Annotated in this window: 20 protein-coding genes; 13 read left to right on the plus strand and 7 right to left on the minus strand. The window is 52.5% G+C overall.

Features of this window, described 5'->3' with window-relative positions; genetic code table 11:
• The first annotated feature begins 19 nt into the window (after nucleotides 1-19).
• From VSR74_RS00655 to rnd, 5 genes are all read left to right on the plus strand, one after another.
• Nucleotides 20-1,930 (plus strand): ATP-dependent DNA helicase, encoded by a 1,911-nt coding sequence (locus VSR74_RS00655; protein WP_347792910.1) that lies wholly within the window; start codon nucleotides 20-22, stop codon nucleotides 1,928-1,930.
• Nucleotides 1,931-2,008: 78 nt separating this feature from the next.
• Nucleotides 2,009-2,707: a tRNA (adenosine(37)-N6)-threonylcarbamoyltransferase complex dimerization subunit type 1 TsaB gene (gene tsaB, locus VSR74_RS00660; RefSeq protein ID WP_347792911.1), complete on the plus strand. Its 699-nt coding sequence runs from the start codon at nucleotides 2,009-2,011 to the stop codon at nucleotides 2,705-2,707.
• A gap of 37 nt (nucleotides 2,708-2,744) precedes the next feature.
• Nucleotides 2,745-3,332 carry a Slp/YeaY family lipoprotein gene (locus VSR74_RS00665; RefSeq protein ID WP_347792912.1) on the plus strand — a complete coding sequence of 196 codons (588 nt, stop codon included), beginning with the start codon at nucleotides 2,745-2,747 and terminating at the stop codon, nucleotides 3,330-3,332.
• 204 nt (nucleotides 3,333-3,536) lie between these two features.
• On the plus strand, nucleotides 3,537-5,222 hold the full coding sequence (gene fadD, locus VSR74_RS00670; protein WP_347792913.1) for a long-chain-fatty-acid--CoA ligase FadD: 1,686 nt from the start codon (nucleotides 3,537-3,539) through the stop codon (nucleotides 5,220-5,222).
• 69 nt (nucleotides 5,223-5,291) lie between these two features.
• Entirely contained in the window at nucleotides 5,292-6,419 is a 1,128-nt protein-coding gene (rnd, locus tag VSR74_RS00675) for a ribonuclease D (protein WP_347792914.1), read from the plus strand.
• Nucleotides 6,420-6,478: 59 nt separating this feature from the next.
• Here rnd and minE read toward each other — a convergent pair whose 3' ends face one another.
• From minE to VSR74_RS00695, 4 genes are all read right to left on the minus strand, one after another.
• Nucleotides 6,479-6,748, minus strand: coding sequence for a cell division topological specificity factor MinE (minE, locus tag VSR74_RS00680; RefSeq protein WP_015964086.1), 270 nt, complete (start codon nucleotides 6,746-6,748; stop codon nucleotides 6,479-6,481).
• 3 nt (nucleotides 6,749-6,751) lie between these two features.
• Nucleotides 6,752-7,564, minus strand: coding sequence for a septum site-determining protein MinD (minD, locus tag VSR74_RS00685; protein WP_149462772.1), 813 nt, complete (start codon nucleotides 7,562-7,564; stop codon nucleotides 6,752-6,754).
• A 22-nt stretch (nucleotides 7,565-7,586) separates the two neighbouring features.
• Complete coding sequence (gene minC / locus VSR74_RS00690; RefSeq protein WP_347794328.1) at nucleotides 7,587-8,294, minus strand: septum site-determining protein MinC; 708 nt, start codon at nucleotides 8,292-8,294, stop codon at nucleotides 7,587-7,589.
• A gap of 408 nt (nucleotides 8,295-8,702) precedes the next feature.
• Nucleotides 8,703-8,963, minus strand: a complete 261-nt coding sequence (locus tag VSR74_RS00695; RefSeq protein WP_347792915.1) for a hypothetical protein — start codon at nucleotides 8,961-8,963, stop codon at nucleotides 8,703-8,705.
• A 575-nt stretch (nucleotides 8,964-9,538) separates the two neighbouring features.
• Between VSR74_RS00695 and VSR74_RS00700 the strand changes: the two genes are divergently transcribed.
• The 6 genes from VSR74_RS00700 to VSR74_RS00725 all read left to right on the plus strand — a co-directional run bounded on the left by VSR74_RS00700 (nucleotide 9,539) and on the right by VSR74_RS00725 (nucleotide 13,716).
• A complete protein-coding gene (locus VSR74_RS00700) occupies nucleotides 9,539-10,099 on the plus strand; it encodes a YagU family protein (RefSeq protein ID WP_347792916.1) in 561 nt (186 codons plus the stop codon).
• Between the two features lie 215 nt (nucleotides 10,100-10,314).
• On the plus strand, nucleotides 10,315-10,596 hold the full coding sequence (locus tag VSR74_RS00705; RefSeq protein WP_347792917.1) for a YcgL domain-containing protein: 282 nt from the start codon (nucleotides 10,315-10,317) through the stop codon (nucleotides 10,594-10,596).
• 80 nt (nucleotides 10,597-10,676) lie between these two features.
• Nucleotides 10,677-11,336, plus strand: coding sequence for a fumarylacetoacetate hydrolase family protein (locus VSR74_RS00710; RefSeq protein WP_347792918.1), 660 nt, complete (start codon nucleotides 10,677-10,679; stop codon nucleotides 11,334-11,336).
• Between the two features lie 93 nt (nucleotides 11,337-11,429).
• Nucleotides 11,430-11,876, plus strand: coding sequence for a YcgN family cysteine cluster protein (locus tag VSR74_RS00715; protein WP_347792919.1), 447 nt, complete (start codon nucleotides 11,430-11,432; stop codon nucleotides 11,874-11,876).
• 152 nt (nucleotides 11,877-12,028) lie between these two features.
• Nucleotides 12,029-12,448, plus strand: a complete 420-nt coding sequence (locus tag VSR74_RS00720) for a translesion error-prone DNA polymerase V autoproteolytic subunit (RefSeq protein WP_347792920.1) — start codon at nucleotides 12,029-12,031, stop codon at nucleotides 12,446-12,448.
• Between the two features lie 2 nt (nucleotides 12,449-12,450).
• Complete coding sequence (locus tag VSR74_RS00725) at nucleotides 12,451-13,716, plus strand: Y-family DNA polymerase (RefSeq protein WP_347792921.1); 1,266 nt, start codon at nucleotides 12,451-12,453, stop codon at nucleotides 13,714-13,716.
• Between the two features lie 79 nt (nucleotides 13,717-13,795).
• Here VSR74_RS00725 and dsbB read toward each other — a convergent pair whose 3' ends face one another.
• Both dsbB and nhaB read right to left on the minus strand, forming a co-directional pair.
• Nucleotides 13,796-14,326, minus strand: a complete 531-nt coding sequence (dsbB, locus tag VSR74_RS00730; RefSeq protein ID WP_347792922.1) for a disulfide bond formation protein DsbB — start codon at nucleotides 14,324-14,326, stop codon at nucleotides 13,796-13,798.
• A 127-nt stretch (nucleotides 14,327-14,453) separates the two neighbouring features.
• Nucleotides 14,454-16,004: a Na(+)/H(+) antiporter NhaB gene (gene nhaB, locus VSR74_RS00735; protein ID WP_347792923.1), complete on the minus strand. Its 1,551-nt coding sequence runs from the start codon at nucleotides 16,002-16,004 to the stop codon at nucleotides 14,454-14,456.
• 212 nt (nucleotides 16,005-16,216) lie between these two features.
• Between nhaB and fadR the strand changes: the two genes are divergently transcribed.
• Nucleotides 16,217-16,921, plus strand: coding sequence for a fatty acid metabolism transcriptional regulator FadR (gene fadR / locus VSR74_RS00740; protein ID WP_347794329.1), 705 nt, complete (start codon nucleotides 16,217-16,219; stop codon nucleotides 16,919-16,921).
• Nucleotides 16,922-16,966: 45 nt separating this feature from the next.
• Here fadR and VSR74_RS00745 read toward each other — a convergent pair whose 3' ends face one another.
• Nucleotides 16,967-18,499: a SpoVR family protein gene (locus tag VSR74_RS00745; protein ID WP_347792924.1), complete on the minus strand. Its 1,533-nt coding sequence runs from the start codon at nucleotides 18,497-18,499 to the stop codon at nucleotides 16,967-16,969.
• Nucleotides 18,500-18,825: 326 nt separating this feature from the next.
• Between VSR74_RS00745 and VSR74_RS00750 the strand changes: the two genes are divergently transcribed.
• The gene (locus VSR74_RS00750) at nucleotides 18,826-20,124 is read left to right on the plus strand and encodes a D-amino acid dehydrogenase (RefSeq protein WP_347792925.1); all 1,299 of its coding nucleotides are present in this window, start codon (nucleotides 18,826-18,828) and stop codon (nucleotides 20,122-20,124) included.
• Nucleotide 20,125: the final 1 nt, after the last annotated feature.

Consider the following 20,125-nt stretch of genomic DNA (forward strand, 5'->3'; position numbering starts at 1 on the left):
CAAATAAACAGGGGGCAGTGTGACGGACGATTTTGCAGCAGACGGTCAGTTAGCGAAAGCGATCACCGGTTTTAAACCGCGCGAACCGCAGCGCCAGATGGCTCATGCCGTCTCGCAGGCGATTAGCGACGGCAAGCCGCTGGTGGTTGAAGCGGGAACCGGTACCGGGAAAACTTACGCCTACCTTGCACCCGCCCTGCGCGCCAATAAAAAGGTGATTATCTCCACGGGCTCAAAAGCCCTGCAGGATCAGCTCTACAGCCGTGACCTGCCCACAGTCGCGAAAGCGCTGGAGTTCAAAGGAAAACTGGCGCTGCTGAAAGGCCGTTCTAACTACCTCTGTATAGAACGCCTTGAACAACAGGCGCTGGCGGGCGGCGATCTTCCGGTGAATACATTAAGTGACGTCATTATGCTGCGCTCGTGGGCTAATCAGACGATTGATGGCGATATCAGCACCTGCGTCAGCGTGGCGGAAGATTCTCAGGCCTGGCCGCTGGTGACCAGCACTAACGACAACTGCCTTGGCAGCGACTGTCCGCAATATGCCGATTGCTTCGTGGTGAAGGCGCGAAAAAAAGCGATGGACGCCGATGTGGTGGTCGTCAACCATCACCTGTTCCTGGCCGATATGGTGGTGAAGGAGAGCGGTTTCGGGGAATTAATCCCTGAAGCTGAGGTGATGATTTTCGATGAAGCGCATCAACTCCCGGATATTGCCAGTCAGTATTTTGGCCAGTCTCTCTCCAGCCGCCAGCTATTGGATCTCGCCAAAGACATCACCATCGCCTATCGCACTGAACTCAAAGATACTCAGCAACTGCAAAAATGCGCCGACCGTCTGGCGCAGGCAACGCAGGATTTCCGTCTGCAACTGGGCGACCCGGGCTATCGCGGCAACCTGCGTGAACTGCTGGCAGATAACACTATCCAGCGCGCGCTACTGCTCCTCGATGACGCTCTGGAACTCTGTTATGACGTCGCCAAACTGTCGCTGGGCCGTTCAGCGTTGCTGGATGCCGCTTTTGAACGTGCGACCCTCTATCGTACACGACTGAAGCGATTGAAAGACGTCAATCAGCCGGGCTACAGCTACTGGTATGAGTGCAATTCGCGCCACTTTACGATGGCGCTAACGCCGCTCACGGTGGCGGATAAATTCAAAGAAGTGATGGCGCAAAAGCCTGGCTCGTGGATTTTCACGTCCGCGACGCTTTCGGTGAATGACGATCTCCATCACTTCACCGAACGTCTCGGTATTGGCGAAGCGCACGCATTGCTGTTGCCGAGCCCGTTTGACTACCAACACCAGGCGCTGCTGTGTGTGCCGCGCAACCTGCCGCTGCCTAATCAGCCAGGCGCTGCGCGGCATCTGGCGGCCATGCTGAAACCGCTTATCGAAGCGAACGACGGCCGCTGCTTTATGCTCTGCACCTCGCATGCCATGATGCGTGACCTTGCCGAGCAGTTCCGCGCCACCATGACGCTGCCTGTGCTGTTACAGGGCGAAACCAGCAAAGGGCAGTTGCTTCAGCAGTTTGTCAGCGCCGGGAACGCTCTGCTGGTCGCGACCAGCAGCTTCTGGGAAGGGGTGGACGTGCGGGGTGATGCGCTGTCGCTGGTGATCATCGATAAGCTTCCGTTTACCTCGCCGGACGATCCGCTGTTGAAAGCGCGAATGGAAGATTGCCGCCTGCGCGGCGGCGACCCTTTCGAAGATGTCCAGCTTCCGGATGCGGTCATTACCCTTAAGCAGGGCGTCGGGCGACTGATTCGCGATACTGACGATCGCGGTGTGCTGGTGATTTGTGACAACCGCCTGGTCATGCGCCCCTACGGCGCGACGTTTCTTGCCAGCCTGCCGCCTGCGCCGCGTACCCGCGATATCGGCCGTGCGGTTCGCTTCCTGGCGATGTCATCCATTCGTTAACAGAGGCGCAGCCTGGTGCAAAGTGTGCTAAGATGCGCGCCATTTTATTGATCTGCAATTGCGAGAGCGCGACGAATCATGCGAATTCTGGCTATCGACACCGCCACGGAAGCCTGCTCGGCTGCCCTGTGGAACAACGGTGAAATCTGTGCTCATTTTGAACTTTGTCCTCGTGAACACACCCAACGTATTCTGCCTGTCGTGCAGGATATTCTGAGCCAAAGTGGCGTCACCTTAACGGAGCTGGATGCGCTGGCGTTCGGCCGCGGCCCCGGCAGTTTTACCGGCGTGCGTATCGGCATCGGTATCGCTCAGGGCCTGGCGCTGGGCGCGGAACTGCCGATGATTGGCGTCTCAACGCTTGCCACCATGGCGCAGGGCGCATTCCGCAAAAGTGGTGCGATGCGCGTACTGGCGGCCATTGATGCGCGGATGGGCGAAGTTTACTGGGCCGAGTATGTGCGTGATGAGCAGGGCGTCTGGCACGGCGAAGAAAGCGAAGCGGTGCTGAAACCGGAAGCCGTGAAAGAACGTCTGACGCAGTTATCCGGTGAATGGGTGACGGTCGGTACGGGGTGGCCGGCATGGCCCGATCTGGCGGCTGAAGCCACGCATCTGACGATTGGTGACGGCGATGTTTTGCTGCCGGAAGCTGAAGATATGCTGCCCATCGCCTGTTACCTGCTGGCGCAGGGGAAAACCGTCGCTGTTGAGAAAGCCGAACCTAAATATTTACGCAACGAAGTGGCATGGAAGAAACTTCCGGGTCGTGAATGAATCTTAGTAAGTAAATACTGAGAAAAGGAGTTGCATCATGGCAGGTCAGAACGTTGTTATCCGCGTGGCTATCGCAGGGCTTATTGCCGCTGCGCTCAGTGGCTGCGTTAGCGTGCCGGATGCTATTAAGGGCAGCAGCCCAACGCCGCAGCAGGATCTGGTGCGGGTGATGGCGTCACCACAGCTTTATGTCGGCCAGGAATCTCGTTTCGGCGGGAAAGTGGTTAGCGTACAGAATACTAACGGCAACACCCGACTGGAAATTGCCACCGTACCGCTTGATAGCGGCGCACGTCCCATTCTAGGCGAACCTTCGCGCGGGCGTATTTATGCCGATGTGAATGGTTTCCTTGATCCGGTCGATTTCCGTGGGCAACTGGTGACGGTCGTTGGCCCTATTGCCGGTACAGTCGACGGTAAAATTGGCAACACGCCCTACAAATATCTGCGTATACAGACGACGGGCTACAAACGCTGGCGCGTGACGCAGCAGGTAGTGATGCCGCCGCAGCCTATTGACCCCTGGTTCTATGGCCCGCACCCATGGCGTGGAGGTTATGGTTATGGCGGCTGGGGATGGTACAACCCAGGCCCCGCGCAGGTACAAACCATCGTTACTGAATAACGAATTGATTTGTAAAAGAAAAGAGACAGCGGCTAGTCCGCTGTCTCTTTATTTAGATGGTATTCGAAAAATAAAAAGTGACGCGCTTCGCAACCCTGATTTCGCGTAATTAATAAACTGGTACGCTGAGTTAATATTATGTTAACAGATGGCATGTTTATTGGGGCTGCGATGACGACGAATGCTTATTTTAGAGGTGATGCTTTGAAGAAGGTTTGGCTTAACCGTTATCCGGCCGATGTTCCGGCGGATATCAATCCTGACCGTTATCAATCCCTGGTTGAACTCTTTGAACATGCGACGACGCGCTACGCTGACCAGCCAGCTTTCGTCAACATGGGCGAAGTGATGACGTTTCGTAAACTGGAAGAGCGTAGCCGCGCGTTTGCCGCGTATCTGCAGCAGGGGCTGGGGTTACAGAAGGGCGATCGCGTTGCGCTGATGATGCCGAACCTGCTGCAATATCCGGTCGCCCTGTTTGGTATATTGCGCGCCGGGATGATTGCGGTGAACGTCAACCCGCTTTACACCCCTCGCGAACTGGAGCATCAGCTTAACGACAGCGGTGCGGCGGCGATTGTGATTGTCTCCAACTTTGCTCATACCCTGGAAAAGGTTGTTGATAATACGCAGGTTAAACACGTCATCCTGACGCGTATGGGCGATCAGCTTTCCACCGCGAAAGGTACGCTGGTTAACTTTGTGGTGAAGTACATCAAACGTCTGGTGCCGAAATATCATCTGCCGGATGCCATCTCCTTCCGTCGCGCACTGCATAATGGTTATCGTCTGCAGTACGTCAAACCAGAGATCTCCGCGGACGATCTGGCTTTCCTGCAATACACCGGCGGTACTACCGGCGTGGCGAAGGGCGCGATGCTCACCCATCGCAATATGCTTGCGAACCTGGAACAGGTGAATGCCACTTACGGGCCGCTGTTGCACCGGGGAAGCGAACTGGTGATCACCGCGCTGCCGCTCTATCACATCTTTGCGCTCACCATGAACTGCCTGTTGTTTATCGAACTGGGTGGCAAGAACGTACTCATCACCAACCCGCGTGATATTCCCGGCCTGGTAAAAGAGCTGGCGAAATACCCGTTTACCGCCATGACCGGTGTGAACACGCTGTTCAATGCGTTGCTGAATAATAAAGAGTTCCAGCAGCTTGATTTCTCCACGCTGCACCTTTCGGCCGGTGGCGGTATGCCGGTACAAAATGCCGTTGCGGAGCGCTGGGTAAAACTCACGGGTCAGTATCTGCTGGAAGGTTATGGTCTGACGGAGTGCTCGCCGCTGGTCAGCGTCAACCCGCATGATATTGACTATCATAGTGGCAGCATCGGCCTGCCGGTACCGTCGACTGACGTCAAGCTGGTTGACGATGATGGCAATGAGGTCGCCCATGGCGAGCCTGGTGAACTGTGCGTGAAAGGGCCACAGGTCATGCTGGGTTACTGGCAACGTCCTGATGCCACCGACGAAATTATCAAAGACGGCTGGCTGTACACCGGTGATATCGCGGTGATGGATGATGAAGGCTTCCTGCGCATTGTCGATCGTAAAAAAGATATGATCCTCGTCTCCGGTTTCAACGTTTACCCGAACGAAATTGAAGATGTGGTGATGCAACATCCCGGCGTACAGGAAGTGGCGGCGGTAGGCGTTCCGGCGGGTAGTAGCGGCGAAACGGTGAAGATTTTCGTGGTGAAAAAAGATGCCGCATTAACCGATGAGGCGCTCATCACTTTCTGTCGCCGTCAGTTGACGGGCTATAAAGTGCCGAAACTTGTCGAATTCCGGGATGAATTACCGAAGTCTAATGTTGGTAAGATTTTGAGACGAGAATTACGTGACGAAGCCCGCGCTAAAGTAGAGAATAAAGGCTGAGTAATTTCTGAGTCGCCAGACGCCGGCTATGCCGGCGTTTTTATTGGGCGCAATCTAAGAGAGTATGATTTGAACTATCAGATGATCACCACCAACGAAGCGCTGAGCACCCTGTGTGACGCGGTTTCGCAGGTTACATCCATCGCGCTGGACACTGAATTTGTCCGCACCCGTACCTATTATCCGCAACTGGGGCTGATTCAGTTGTTCGATGGTCAGCAGACATCGCTTATCGACCCGCTCGGTATTACCGACTGGTCGCCGCTCCAGGCGATTTTGCAGGACAGCAACATTACCAAGTATCTGCATGCGGGAAGTGAAGACCTGGAAGTGTTTCTGAATGTATTCGGTTCGATGCCAAAACCGCTCATTGATACTCAAATCCTTGCGGCGTTTTGTGGTCGCCCGATGTCCTGGGGCTTCGCGGCGATGGTGGAAGAGTATTCTGGCGTCAAACTGGATAAAAGTGAGTCGCGCACCGACTGGCTGGCACGTCCGCTGACGGAACGTCAGTGTATTTATGCGGCGGCGGACGTCTGGTATTTGCTGCCTATCGCTCATAAGTTGATGGCGGAAACCGAACAAGCAGGCAGATTAGACGCCGCGCTGGATGAGTGTCGCCTGATGCAGCAACGTCGTCAGGAAGTGGTTGACCCGGCAGAGGCCTGGCGTGATATCACCAACGCCTGGCAGCTACGCACACGACAACTGGCATGCCTGCAAATGCTGGCAGACTGGCGTCTGCGCAAAGCCCGTGAGCGTGATCTGGCGGTTAATTTCGTGGTGCGTGAAGAGCATTTGTGGAGCGTGGCGCGCTATATGCCGGGCAGCATGGGCGAACTGGACAGCCTGGGACTCTCGGGTAGCGAAATCCGTTTTCATGGTAAAACGCTGTTGAGCCTGGTCGCCAAAGCGCAGGCGCTGCCGGAAGAGGCATTGCCGGAACCGCTGCTGAACCTGATGGATATGCCTGGCTATCGTAAAGCGTTTAAAGAGATTAAAGCGCTGGTGCAGGAAGTGGGGCAGGAGTCTGGCGTGAGTGCCGAGCTGCTGGCTTCCCGCCGTCAGATAAACCAGTTGCTGAACTGGCACTGGCAGTTGAAAACGTTTAACACCCCACCGGAAATGGTTTCCGGTTGGCGGGGCGAGTTGCTGAGCGCGCGTCTTGACGCACTGCTTGCTGAGTATCCCCGCTAAAAAAGAAACCCCGGAAGCAGCTTGCCTTCCGGGGTTTTGAACAGACTAAACCGACGCTATCAGGATTTCGACTCTTCCGCTTCCGGTAAGGTCACGTTAAGTTCCAGAATCGAGATATCGCCGTCCTTCTGCTCCAGTTGCACCGTCACCATTTCCGGGTCTATCTGAATGTACTTGCAGATGACTTCCAGGATGTCCTTGCGTAACTGCGGCAGATAATGCGGCTCAGCATCGCTGCGACGGCGTTCTGCGACAATAATCTGTAATCGTTCTTTCGCGATATTAGCGGTGCTCTTTTTTCGTGAGAGAAAAAAGTCGAGTAATGCCATAATTTATCCTCCGAACAGGCGTTTGAGGAAACCTTTCTTCTCTTCTTCAATGAAGCGGAAAGGACGTTCTTCTCCCAACAGACGATCCACGGTGTCGGCGTAAGCTTTACCTGCGTCGGACACCGCATCCAGAATCACCGGTTCACCCTGGTTGGATGCGCGCAGTACTGACTGATCTTCCGGGATAACGCCAACCAGTTTAATGCGCAGAATTTCCAGCACATCTTCCATGCTCAGCATATCGCCTTTGTTGACGCGACCCGGATTGTAACGGGTGAGCAGCAGGTGCTCTTTGATGGGGTCTTCACCATTCTCAGCGCGACGTGATTTCGAGGCCAGAATGCCCAGAATGCGGTCGGAGTCGCGCACGGAAGAGACTTCCGGGTTGGTGGTGATAATGGCTTCATCAGCGAAGTAGAGCGCCATCAGCGCGCCGGTTTCGATACCCGCCGGGGAGTCGCAGACCACAAAGTCGAACTCCATCTTTTTCAGTTCGTCGAGGACTTTCTCGACGCCTTCGCGGGTCAGCGCGTCTTTATCACGGGTCTGAGACGCCGGGAGAATAAACAAGTTTTCGGTGCGCTTGTCTTTAATCAGCGCCTGATTCAGCGTGGCATCACCCTGAATAACATTAACAAAATCATAAACAACGCGACGTTCACAGCCCATGATCAGGTCGAGGTTACGCAGACCGATATCGAAGTCGATAACGACAGTTTTCTTTCCCTTCTGCGCCAAACCAGTCGCGATGGCCGCGCTGGAGGTGGTTTTGCCCACGCCCCCTTTACCCGAAGTCACAACAATAATGCGTGCCATAGAAATTCCTTGTTAAAAGGGATTAATTAAACGGTTGAATTGACAAAGCGCTGTCGTCTAAACGCAGACGCGCCGCTTTGCCATAAAACTCGGCTGGGATCTTATCGCTCAGCCAATATTCCCCGGCAATGGACATCAGTTCCGCTGCAAGGTGTGTACAAAAAATTTGTGCTTCCCGATCACCGGCAGCACCTGCCAGCACGCGTCCCCGCATCATGCCATACACATGAATGTTACCATCAGCGATAAGCTCAGCGCCCGCGCTCACGTGATTTGTAACAATCAGATCACAGTTTGGCGCATAAATGCGCTGACCGGAACGAATCGGCGCATCTATCAATCGTGTTTTTGTGATCGTGCTAACAGTTGGGATGGGTTCTGCCTGTGGTTGTGGTTCAACAGGAGCAGGGCGGGTGACTTTTTCTTTACCCTCAGTGAGTAAAGGAAGACCCGCCTTGTCGATTTCTGCTTTCATGCGCGGGTTCTTCGCGCCGCTCACGCCCACAATACGCAAGCCTGCTGCAATAATCGCTTGTTGCAACGGCTGCCATTGGGTTGTCTCTTCCAGGCTACTGACGTTTACCACCACCGGCGCGTGACGAAAAAAAGCCGGAGCCTGGGCCACCTTGTCCTCTAACGCCTGACGAATAATCTCGGGATTTGCCTCATGCAAATGCACCACTGATAAAGTGAAGCTACTGCCTTTAAGTTCGATTGGCGTGTTTGACATCCTGGCCTTACTCAATTTGCTATTTATCATCCAGCACAATGCGGTGATATTCCGAAGACTATCAGGCATGTTATAGTCACTGATATATAGAGGCAAGTAACCACAGGCCTAAATAAGAGTAAAAGTATGTTTTATGAAAGAAGCCTCCCCAAATTGGCCATAAAAAAAGCCCTATGCATCAGTTGGGGGCGTATCCTGATGCATATGACTTAGGCCTTGCATCCCTGCGCCAAAACCAACAAACATTGTTCAAATATTCAGCACTAAGATGCCATGAATCTCAGAATTGATTTCGTCAATGTCTGATTGTTTTTACATGCCTGTAGCAAATGCTTATTAGTATGGCATTTCATACCCATACCAAACTCTGATTGTCCCTTCATCTAATCGCGTTCATCCGTTTCGCTGTTAATTCCCTGTGGTGAGTAAGGCTAAGATTCTCTCTTTCAGTTTATCCTCATACCCCTCCTGGGTGGGGTGGTTGAATTGAACAAGTGGAGCAGAACTTTTTTCCTGTTCATATGAGTTTGCAAGCAGACCAGGCTCGCTGCCCATTTTGTTAATGACACTGGATAACACTGTGATGGCAACCTTTGAGGCATCAAGGTCGAGGCGCAGTTCAGCAATGGTTTGCTCAAGAATTTCAACGCGTTCATTTATTTCAGCCATTTAACCTCCCGGGCCCTGTGGGCCGACGTTCAAAGAACATCTGTTTCAACACTGAACTTAAAGTATAGAAGTGCAGGAGAAGAATGGGGTCAGTCAATCTGTTGCCAGGTGGATGTAATAGGTGACGGCTGGTGACTGATTCCTGTCTGGTTGAGTATTCGTTCATTACCACTCGATTATCTTGTGTCTAAGTCATTCGTATGAAGGGACATGGATAATGGAGTATTCTTTCTTTGTGATTCTGGGGATGTTTGCTTTCGGTCAGGGGCTTTTGGTGTTGGCTATTGTCTGCCTTATTATGCTGGCATCAAGATTAAACCCTCCGGATTAAGTCCTGTCCACCCGATAAGAGGCCTGGCGGTTATCGATAAAATGTCGGCTCATTGTTGCTATTCTAATTATACTGTGGAGTGGTTATTGTTCGTGTGATGCTTTTTGTTTTGCCTGGAATGAGAAAAATCCCTTTATTTAATTAATAAATTGGTTTAGCCAAGATTTTGTGATGTTGATCAAGAAAATGCGGCTCTGTTTGATGAAGATAGAGTTACTTATCATTATCATTTGGTGGTATAGCCATGTCATTTAATCTGCTTGAACGTACTGAACCGGGTCGGCGTCGCTTTGGTGTCGCGCTTTTTGTGGGCATAATCGCAGGTATTATGTCTGCATTTGTTAAATGGGGTGCAGAAGTCCCTCTGCCACCGAGAACCTTCTCGGGGGGTCGAGACGAGTTTAACCCTCCTTATCTTTTTCTGCGTGACTATCTGGGAATTGATCCTACACATGCCGTCTATACATTTTCAGAGCATGTAATTAACCCGGTGATGGTAACGCACATTATTTTTTCACTGGTCTTTGCGATTGGTTACTGCCTGGTTGCTGAGATTTTCCCTAAAGTGAAATTATGGCAAGGGGCATTAGCGGGTATTATCGCAACTATCGCCGTTCACTGGATTTCCTTCCCGTTACTCGGCCTGACACCTTCACTACCGAATATACCGTTGGATGAGTATATATCAGAGTTACTTGGCCATATTTTTTGGTTTTGGGCGATTGAAATGATCCGTCGAGATCTGCGTAACCGAATCACACACCAGCCTGACGCCGAAGTTCCCCTGGACGCTAAATTCAGGTAGCGGACGAGATTCCGCCAAAGATTAAATACAGAACCTCAACAGGCCTCGCTCTCAGTGCGGGGCTTTTTTGTGGGGATGGAATACCTTATGACACGAAAAGAGAGATATCGTGACGTCGTCTACTTTCGCTAACAAAAATGGTGGCGGCTGGCTTGTGGTGCGGGTTTGATTGATGTTAGCGTATGTCGAAATTACGCATTTAAAAGAGTAAAAGTATGTTTTGTGTGATCTACCGGAGCGCTAAACGCGACCAGACTTACCTGTATGTCGAAAAAAGAGACGATTTCTCCCGTGTGCCTGAGGAGCTGATGAAAGGCTTCGGACAGCCGCAGTTAGCAATGCTGCTGCCGCTGGATGGGCGCAAACAACTGGTGAATGCCGATCTGGACAAGGTGAAGCAGGCGCTGAAAGAACAGGGGTATTATTTACAGATCCCGCCACCGCCTGAAAATTTACTTAAAGAGCATCTGGCCGGGTCAGGAAAACCGCAAGAGTAATTCTGGCCGAAATGGGTGCTGGTCAAAGCATGCGTCTATTGGTTCTAACAAATATGTTGAAAAACGGATAGGGGAAACAAATGTATCAGCATCATAATTGGCAGGGAGCATTGCTCGATTACCCGGTAAGCAAAGTTGTTTGCGTAGGCAGTAATTACGCGAAGCATATTCAGGAGATGGGTAGTGCCATCCCGGATGAACCGGTGCTGTTTATCAAACCGGAAACGGCGCTCTGTGATATTCGTCAGCCGCTGGTGCTGCCTCAGGGGCTTGGCTCTGTGCATCACGAAGTGGAACTGGCGGTACTGATTGGCGCAACTTTGCGTCAGGCGACGGAAGACCACGTCCAGAAAGCGATTGCTGGCTATGGTGTGGCGCTGGATCTCACCCTGCGCGATGTGCAGGGCAAAATGAAGAAAGCCGGGCAGCCCTGGGAAAAGGCAAAGGGCTTTGATAATTCCTGCCCTATTTCTGGTTTTATTCCCGCAGCGGAGTTCGACCGCGATCCACAAAATACGCCGCTGGAGCTAACCGTAAACGGCGAGGTACGTCAGCACGGTACCACGGCGGATATGATCCATAAAATAGTGCCGCTGATTGCCTACATGAGCCGTTTCTTTACGCTGAAACCGGGCGATGTGGTGCTGACGGGGACGCCAGAAGGTGTTGGCCCGCTGTTAAGCGGCGATGCGTTGACCGTGAAATTTAACGGTCTTTCTCTTTCAACCCGCGTGCTGTAACCCCTGCTTGCCGCTCTCATTGGGCGGCAAAACTTGCATCCCTGTGCCAGACTGGTTATAAGGTGCACCCGGAATTTTGATGTGGACATCCTGATGAGCGAATTACCTTTCTGGCAAAACAAAACTCTCGACGAAATGACCGACGCCGAGTGGGAATCGCTGTGCGATGGCTGTGGGCAGTGCTGTCTGCATAAACTGATGGATGAAGACACCGACGAGATCTACTTCACCAACGTCGCCTGCCGTCAGCTCAATATCAAAACCTGCCAGTGCCGTAACTACGAGCGACGCTTCGAGTATGAGCCGGACTGCATCAAGCTGACCCGTGATAACCTGCCAACATTTGAGTGGTTGCCGCACACCTGCGCTTATCGCCTGCTGGCTGAAGGAAAAGGGCTGCCGGACTGGCATCCTCTGCTAACGGGGTCAAAAGCCGCGATGCATGGCGAGCGTATTTCCGTGCGCCATATTGCAGTGAAAGAGACGGAAGTGCGCGACTGGCAGGATCATATCCTCAATAAGCCAGAGTGGGCGGATTGAGCCTCTAAAATAACCATCAGGCTTTTCTTTTCGCGCGCGACAAAAAACGCTATGCGTATAAGCCCTTAGCTGCAGCGAGCAAAACGAGGGTTGATCTGCCAGAACAATACAACTACTGTACATAAATGCAGTGTTTGTTTATGGTAGTTATCATGCAGCGATATAAGCCAACTGATTTATGTCAGGTTGTGGCGCTTCCTATGTTTAGTGACCTTGCCCCATGCGGGTTTCCCAGCCCTGCCCAGGACTATGTCGAGAGGCGAATCGATCTCAATCAACTCATGGTACAGCACCCCAGTGCGACCTATTTTGTGAAGGCATCGGGAGACTCGATGTCCGACGCCGGAATTGGTGAGGGGGATTTGCTGGTGGTGGACAGCTCACGTAAAGCCGGACACGGTGATATCGTTATCGCGGCGGTTGATGGTGAATTTACCGTTAAGCGTCTGCAACTGCACCCCACCGTGATGCTTAAACCGGAGAACGCTGCCTATCGGCCAATCATGATAGGTTCCGAAGACAGTCTGGAAATCTTCGGTGTTGTAACATTTATCGTGAAGTCTGTGAGCTGAAAATGTTCGCGTTAGTTGACGTAAACTCATTCTACGCCAGTTGCGAGATTGTATTCAGACCCGACCTACAAGGGCGACCGGTGGCCGTTCTTTCTAATAACGATGGCTGCGTTATTGCGTGTTCGGCCGAAACCAAAAAACTGGGTATCAGGACAGGCGCTCCATACTTCAAATACCGGGATCTCTTTTTGCGCCATAACGTGGTGTGCTTCAGCAGTAATTATGAACTGTATGCGGATATGTCTGACAGAGTCATGACAACGCTGGAAGAGATGGTGCCACGTCTGGAAATTTACTCTATTGACGAAGCATTCTGCGACCTCACGGGGATACGTAATTGCCGTGTACTGGAGGATTTTGGCCGGGAAATAAAAGAGGCGGTGTATCGAAATACCCATCTGCGCGTTGGCGTTGGGATTGCGCAGACAAAAACCCTGGCAAAGCTGGCCAATCATGCGGCGAAGAAGTGGACGAAAACGGGTGGGGTTGTTGATTTGTCGAACATTGAACGCCAGCGTAAATTAATGTCTCTGTTTCCCGTAGATGAAGTCTGGGGCGTGGGGCGTCGTATCAGTAAAAAGCTCGACGCCATGGGGATAAAAACGGTTCTGGATCTGGCAGACACGCATATTTCCGTGATCCGTAAACACTTTAATGTCGTGCTCGAAAGAACGGTCAGGGAACTACGCGGTGAACCCTGCTTAGAACTTGAGGAGTTTGCCCCAGTTAAACAGGAGATCGTATGCAGCCGTTCATTTGGCGAACGTATCACCGAATATGAACAAATGCGGCAGGCAATATGCGCATACGCGGCACGCGGTGCCGAGAAATTACGCGGAGAGCATCAGTATTGCCGCTTTATCTCCACTTTCGTGAAAACCTCCCCCTTTGCTCTGAATGAGCCCTATTACGGTAATAGTGTAGGCGTCAGACTGCTGACGCCTACACAGGATAGCCGCGATATTATCAATGCTGCGATTCGTTGTCTTGATGTCATCTGGCGCGACGGGCACCGATACCAAAAAGCGGGGATTATGCTGGGTGACTTCTTCAGCCAGGGGATCGCGCAGCTCAACTTGTTTGATGATAATGCGCCACGTGCCGGCTGTGAGAAGCTGATGGAGGTGCTGGATCGCCTGAATGCAAAAGATGGCAGGGGGACGTTGTACTTTGCCGGACAGGGGATCCAGCAGCAGTGGCAGATGAAGCGTGAGATGCTCTCTCCCCGCTATACAACCCGGTATTCGGATCTGCTGGTTGTCAGGTAACGGAGTGGATTAACGCCGGGCGGACACCGTCATCGGCGCGATGACGTGAAACAAAAAACGCTCCCTCAGGAGCGTTTTCTTAACGACCAAACAGGTCGCGCTTTTTGGGTTTGAAAGGCTGTGCAATCAGCACCAGTACCGCCACCACCAGATAAGCGGCAAAAATACCGACCAGCCATTGCGGCATCTCCAGCGTCAGAAATTCCCACTGACGTACAGAACAGTCTCCGGAAGCAACAAACACTTGCGGTAGCCATTTGTCCAGCGGCAGCCAGCTCGGGAAGCGCGCGGCAAAGTCGCAGGTCATAAATGGCGACGGATGCAACTGAATCATGGTGTGTTCCCAGGCGAGCTGCAAGCCACGGACGGCGCTGTAAATCCAAATCACGATAGCGACGTAGCGCAGCGGCGTTTTCGGGGCGATTGCGCCGACGATGCCTGCCCCCATAATCCCAAACAGGGCGCATCGCTCATAAATGCACAGTACGCACGGTTTAAGCAGCATGACATGCTGAAACCACAGCGCAACGAGTTCAAGCGCAAAGGCTGTCAGCGCCATCAATAACCAGGCGCCACGGCCCCGTGAGCACTGGTTCAAATATCGCAACATAATCATTTCCCTGGAACATGTTTAAGGGTCGTAGTTTAAACCAAAAAATGTCTGCCGCCACTGACGTTTAGCAATTATTACGTAAATGAATATTCAATGCCCGGCACTCAGTGCCGGGCAGGGGATACTAAGGTGTGTGAGGGGAGGGGATCCAGCCGAGAGCAAGCAACCAGTCGCTAACCGGATGAAGGGTAAACTCAACACACAACAGCCCCACCGCGGTCAAGACCAGGGTATAAGGCAGAGCCATCCAGACCATCCGGCCATAAGAAAGTTGTATGAGTGGAGCGAGGGCGGAGGTCAGCAGGAACAGAAATGCCGCCTGTCCATTCGGTGTTGCGACGGAAGGCAGGTTCGTCCCGGTATTGATAGCCACCGCCAGCATTTCAAATTGCTTCAGGGTGATGGCACCAGATTCCAGCGCCGCTTTCACTTCATTGATATATACCGTCCCAACGAAAACGTTATCGGAAATAGAAGATAGCAGGCCATTGAAAATATAGAACAGGGGAAGCTGCGCCTGCGGTGATGCCTGCAGCACGAAGCTGATTACCGGGGCGAACAGGTGCTGATCGATGATGACCGCCACGACGGCGAAGAAAACCGTCAGTAATGCAGTAAAAGGCAGAGCTTCTGTGAATGCTTTGCCGATAGCATGTTCATCGGTGACGCCGGTGAACGAGGTGGCTAAAATTATCACCGACAGGCCAATCAACCCCACTTCCGCAAGGTGGAAGGCCAGCGCCAGTATCAACCAGATGCCAATCAGGGCCTGAACCCACAGGCGCATGGTGTCCTGACGGCTACGCTGTTGGCGGCTGCGCTGATCGAAGTCATGGAGTATTTTTCTCACGCTTTCCGGAAGCGTGGCGCCATAACCGAATCGCTTAAATTTCTCCAGCAGCAGGCAGGTGGCGATGCCACAAATAAAGACCGGTATAGTTACTGGCGACATACGCATAAAAAATTCGCCGAAATGCCAACCCGATGCTTTCGCGATAATCAGGTTCTGCGGTTCGCCAACCATCGTCATTACGCCGCCAAGAGCGGTACCCACGCCTGCATGCATCATCAGGCTGCGCAGGAAAGCGCGGAATTGTTCAAGCACATCCCGATAGTGTTTATCGATATGGCTGTCGTCGAGAAGGTTGTCATCGTCTGGTCGGCTGGATGCGGCACGGTGGTAGATCCCGTAGAAGCCCACTGCGACGCTGATGATCACCGCCACGACCGTCAGGGCATCAAGGAAGGCGGAGAGAAAAGCGGCCGCCATGCAAAATGCGAGTGAAAGCAGCATTTTGCTGCGGATACTCAGCAGCAGCCGGGTGAAGATAAACAGCAGCAACTGCTTCATGAAGTAGATACCGGCAACCATAAAGATCAACAGCAACAGCACTTCGAGGTTGGCAGCAATCTCTTTACGCACGTGTTCGGCTGAGGTCATGCCGACAATCACGGCTTCAATCGCCAGCAGACCGCCGGGTATCAGCGGGTAGCATTTTAACGCCATAGCCAGCGTGAAGATAAATTCAACAACCAGCAGCCATCCGGCGATAAAAGGATTAAAGAGAAATATGATTGGGTTGATAACCAAAAATATCAGCAATAAGAGCTTATACCAGTCGGGAGATTGCCCAAGAAAGTTTCGCCACAATGCGCGTGAGTGTGAGATTTCCATGACGTATCGTCTGCCTCGTAGATGTCATTTTTTGTTACAGTCAAGGCAGAAACTCTAGCAGAGTTTACGAAAAAAAACGTTCATTACTGTGGAAAAGGAAATCCGAAAAATGAAACGGCGATCCCTTTTTAATTCACTCCCTGCGCTATCTGCTGTGATTACGGTCTGGTATGATGAGTGGATTGCAACGCTGTGTAATGGAAATTCTAACTATGGTCATTAAGGCGCAAAGCCCGGCGGGTTTCGCGGAAGAGTATATTGTTGAAAGCATCTGGAATAACCGTTTCCCACCGGGTTCTATTCTGCCTGCCGAGCGCGAACTTTCTGAACTGATTGGTGTTACCCGTACTACGTTACGTGAAGTGTTACAGCGCCTCGCGCGCGACGGTTGGCTAACCATCCAGCATGGTAAGCCGACGAAAGTGAACAACTTCTGGGAAACGTCCGGGTTGAATATCCTCGAGACGCTGGCGCGCCTCGATCACGAAAGCGTGCCGCAATTGCTGGATAACCTGCTTTCCGTGCGCACTAACATCGCCACTATCTTCATTCGTACCGCGTTTCGTCAACACCCTGACAAAGCGCTGGAAGTACTGGCGACCGCGCGTGAAGTGGAAGACTACGCGGATGCCTTTGCCGACCTTGATTACAACATTTTCCGTGGTCTGGCCTTTGCCTCCGGCAACCCGATTTACGGCCTGATCCTCAACGGGATGAAAGGCCTCTATACCCGCATTGGCCGTCACTATTTCGCGAATCCGGAAGCGCGTAGCCTGGCGTTAGGTTTCTACCATCGCCTGACGGAAGTGTGCGAACAGGGGTTACACGATCAGGTTTATGAAACTGTGCGCCGCTATGGCCGCGACAGCGGTGAAGTCTGGCATCGAATGCAGAAAAATATGCCGGGCGGCGTTTAAGCTCTCGCAAAAGAAGAAGCCTCTCGAAAATGAGAGGCTTTTTTATTACAGCGCGCTCGCTCTTGGCGGGCAGCGTTCCAGCAGCTCCACGCTGCCATCCGCATTCTGCTGCTCCAGATGAACCTCGAACCCCCACAGGCGATGCACATGTTTCAGCACCTCCCGGCGGCCTTTATCCAGCGGCGCGCGATTATGCGGAACATAGCGTAGCGTCAGCGAGCGGTCGCCGCGTAGATCCACATTCCACACCTGAATATTCGGCTCAAGATTACTGAGATTATACTGGGACGAAAGCTGGGCGCGAATCTCCCGGTAGCCTTCTTCGTTGTGAATGGCTGAGATCTCCAGATAATTATTGTGATCGTCATCCAGCACCGTGAACAAACGGAAGTCACGCATCACCTTCGGCGACAGGAACTGGCTGATAAAGCTCTCATCTTTAAAGTCGCGCATGGCGAAGTGCAGCGTTTCCAGCCAGTCAGAACCGGCGATATCCGGGAACCAGTAGCGATCTTCCTCCGTCGGGGTCTGACAGATGCGTTTAATATCCTGGAACATAGCAAAGCCCAACGCATACGGGTTAATGCCGCTGTACCACGGGCTGTTGTAAGGCGGCTGGAAAACAACGTTGGTGTGGCTGTGGAGAAATTCCAGCATAAAGCGCTCTGTGACTTTCCCCTCATCATAAAGATGGTTGAGGATGGTGTAGTGCCAGAACGTCGCCCAGCCTTCGTTCATCACCTGAGTCTGCTTTTGGGGGTAAAAATACTGGCTTACTTTGCGCACAATACGCATGATCTCACGCTGCCAGGGCTCCAGCAGTGGGGCATTTTTCTCCATAAAGTAGAGCAGGTTCTCCTGTGGCTCCGAAGGATAGCGCCGGGACTCCACGGCTTTCTCCTCTTCTTCACGTTTTGGCAGCGTGCGCCACAGCATATTCACCTGGCTTTGCAGATACTCTTCCCGGCTTTTCTGTCGTGCTTTCTCCTCCTGTAAGGAGATTTTTTGCGGTCGTTTATACCGATCCACGCCGTAGTTCATCAGCGCATGGCAGGAGTCGAGCAATTTCTCCACTTCATCCACACCGTAGCGCTCCTCGCACTCGCTGATATATTTGCGGGCGAAGATCAGGTAATCGACGATAGAGCTGGCATCTGTCCAGCTACGGAACAGGTAATTGTTTTTAAAGAAGGAGTTATGACCATAGCAGGCATGCGCCATCACCAGCGCCTGCATGGTAATGGTATTCTCCTCCATCAGATACGCGATACAAGGATTGGAGTTGATCACAATCTCATAGGCCAGCCCCTGCTGACCGTGTTTGTAGGCACGCTCGGTTTCGATAAATTTTTTACCAAATGACCAGTGCGTATAGTTAATCGGCATCCCGATGCTGGAATAGGCATCCATCATCTGTTCAGAGGTAATGACTTCGATTTGATGGGGATAGGTGTCCAGCCTGTACAGTTTTGCTACCCGGTCAATCTCAACCAGATAGGTTTCCAGCAGGGGAAATGTCCAGTCGGGTCCGTCGCTCAAACGCGTGCTGTCCTTATTCATCGAATCAATAGTTGCCATTAGCGCGCCCTCATTGTTGGCGACTCTCTCTGTCTGGAGAGCCTCAGTAAAAGAATAGAACACCTGTGCAAAACCGTAACAAGCACCATTTTTTTTCTTCGCGATTTCTTCATTTTGATGACGACAATTTCCCGCGATTGCAAAATTTTATGCTGGGTAAATTTTTTGCTCAGCAGGAGATGTTGAAACTCGCTCTCCAACGCTGGCGGGGCTGTATGTGAACCGTGTCACCATAAAAAAAGCCTATGTTGAATAATATTTTCATCTGGGTTATCAATTTGTAATCAGAAGATTGTTCTTTTACTCAATTCGATTCTGGAGTAGCTATGCACGTTGTCATACTGGGAAGTGGCGTAGTGGGCGTGGCCAGCGCCTGGTATTTAAGTCAGGCAGGCCATCAGGTCACGGTTATCGACCGCGAGGCGGGCCCGGCGATGGAGACCAGCGCTGCCAATGCCGGGCAAATTTCTCCCGGCTATGCGGCACCCTGGGCCGCCCCGGGCGTACCGCTGAAGGCGATAAAATGGATGTTCCAGCGTCATGCGCCGCTGGCTATCGCACTGGATGGCACTCAGTTTCAACTCAAGTGGATGTGGCAGATGCTGCGCAATTGCGACACCCGCCACTACATGGAAAACAAAGGCCGGATGGTGCGCCTGGCCGAGTACAGCCGCGACTGCCTGAAAGCGTTGCGTGAATCTACCGGTATTGCCTACGAAGGGCGACAGGGTGGAACGCTGCAACTTTTCCGCACCGCGCAGCAATATGAGAATGCGATGCGCGATATTGCCGTGCTGGAGGATGCCGGCGTCCCGTACCAGCTTCTCGAAGCGTCCCGTCTGGCGGAAGTCGAGCCCGCGCTGGCGAGTGTGGCCCACAAACTGACCGGTGGCCTGCGTCTGCCGAACGATGAAACCGGCGACTGCCAGCTCTTTACACAACGTCTGGCGCAAATGGCTGAGAATGCTGGCGTAACCTTCCGCTATAACACCCCGGTAGATGCGCTGTTGCGCGAGGGCGAACATATCTATGGCGTGAAGTGCGGCGACGAGCTTATCAAAGCCGATGCTTACGTTATGGCCTTCGGCTCTTACTCTACCGCCATGCTTAAAGGGCTGGTGGATATTCCTGTTTATCCCCTGAAAGGTTACTCCCTGACCATTCCGGTGAAAGACGATGCCGGCGCGCCGGTCTCGACTATCCTCGATGAGACTTACAAAATTGCGATTACCCGTTTTGATAATCGTATCCGTGTCGGAGGGATGGCGGAAATCGTCGGTTTTAATACCGACCTGTTGCAGCCGCGCCGTGAAACACTGGAAATGGTGGTGGGTGATCTCTTCCCCCGTGGCGGGTATATCGAACAGGCCACCTTCTGGACAGGTTTGCGTCCGATGACGCCTGATGGTACGCCGATTATCGGCAAAACTGCGTTTAAAAACCTCTGGCTGAACACCGGTCATGGCACCCTGGGCTGGACGATGTCCTGCGGTTCCGGGCAGCTCATCAGCGATTTAATCTCCGGGCGTACTCCGGCTATCCCATATGACGATCTGAGCGTGGCACGGTATTCGCCGGGCTTTACGCCGTCGCGCCCTCAGCATCTGCACGGTGCTCATCAATAAG

The sequence above is a fragment of the Pseudocitrobacter cyperus genome, assembly GCF_039889165.1.
Classification (GTDB): domain Bacteria; phylum Pseudomonadota; class Gammaproteobacteria; order Enterobacterales; family Enterobacteriaceae; genus Pseudocitrobacter; species Pseudocitrobacter cyperus.

Bases quoted from the DNA above. Each gene is read 5' to 3' on its own strand.
- tsaB (WP_347792911.1), top strand. From the start codon at position 2,009: ATGCGAATTCTGGCTATCGACACCGCCACGGAAGCCTGCTCGGCTGCC.
- VSR74_RS00665 (WP_347792912.1), top strand. From the start codon at position 2,745: ATGGCAGGTCAGAACGTTGTTATCCGCGTGGCTATCGCAGGGCTTATT.
- minE (WP_015964086.1), bottom strand. From the start codon at position 6,748: ATGGCATTACTCGACTTTTTTCTCTCACGAAAAAAGAGCACCGCTAAT.
- minD (WP_149462772.1), bottom strand. From the start codon at position 7,564: ATGGCACGCATTATTGTTGTGACTTCGGGTAAAGGGGGCGTGGGCAAA.
- minC (WP_347794328.1), bottom strand. From the start codon at position 8,294: ATGTCAAACACGCCAATCGAACTTAAAGGCAGTAGCTTCACTTTATCA.
- VSR74_RS00695 (WP_347792915.1), bottom strand. From the start codon at position 8,963: ATGGCTGAAATAAATGAACGCGTTGAAATTCTTGAGCAAACCATTGCT.
- VSR74_RS00700 (WP_347792916.1), top strand. From the start codon at position 9,539: ATGTCATTTAATCTGCTTGAACGTACTGAACCGGGTCGGCGTCGCTTT.
- VSR74_RS00705 (WP_347792917.1), top strand. From the start codon at position 10,315: ATGTTTTGTGTGATCTACCGGAGCGCTAAACGCGACCAGACTTACCTG.
- VSR74_RS00710 (WP_347792918.1), top strand. From the start codon at position 10,677: ATGTATCAGCATCATAATTGGCAGGGAGCATTGCTCGATTACCCGGTA.
- VSR74_RS00715 (WP_347792919.1), top strand. From the start codon at position 11,430: ATGAGCGAATTACCTTTCTGGCAAAACAAAACTCTCGACGAAATGACC.
- VSR74_RS00720 (WP_347792920.1), top strand. From the start codon at position 12,029: ATGCAGCGATATAAGCCAACTGATTTATGTCAGGTTGTGGCGCTTCCT.
- VSR74_RS00725 (WP_347792921.1), top strand. From the start codon at position 12,451: ATGTTCGCGTTAGTTGACGTAAACTCATTCTACGCCAGTTGCGAGATT.
- dsbB (WP_347792922.1), bottom strand. From the start codon at position 14,326: ATGTTGCGATATTTGAACCAGTGCTCACGGGGCCGTGGCGCCTGGTTA.
- nhaB (WP_347792923.1), bottom strand. From the start codon at position 16,004: ATGGAAATCTCACACTCACGCGCATTGTGGCGAAACTTTCTTGGGCAA.
- fadR (WP_347794329.1), top strand. From the start codon at position 16,217: ATGGTCATTAAGGCGCAAAGCCCGGCGGGTTTCGCGGAAGAGTATATT.
- VSR74_RS00745 (WP_347792924.1), bottom strand. From the start codon at position 18,499: ATGGCAACTATTGATTCGATGAATAAGGACAGCACGCGTTTGAGCGAC.
- VSR74_RS00750 (WP_347792925.1), top strand. From the start codon at position 18,826: ATGCACGTTGTCATACTGGGAAGTGGCGTAGTGGGCGTGGCCAGCGCC.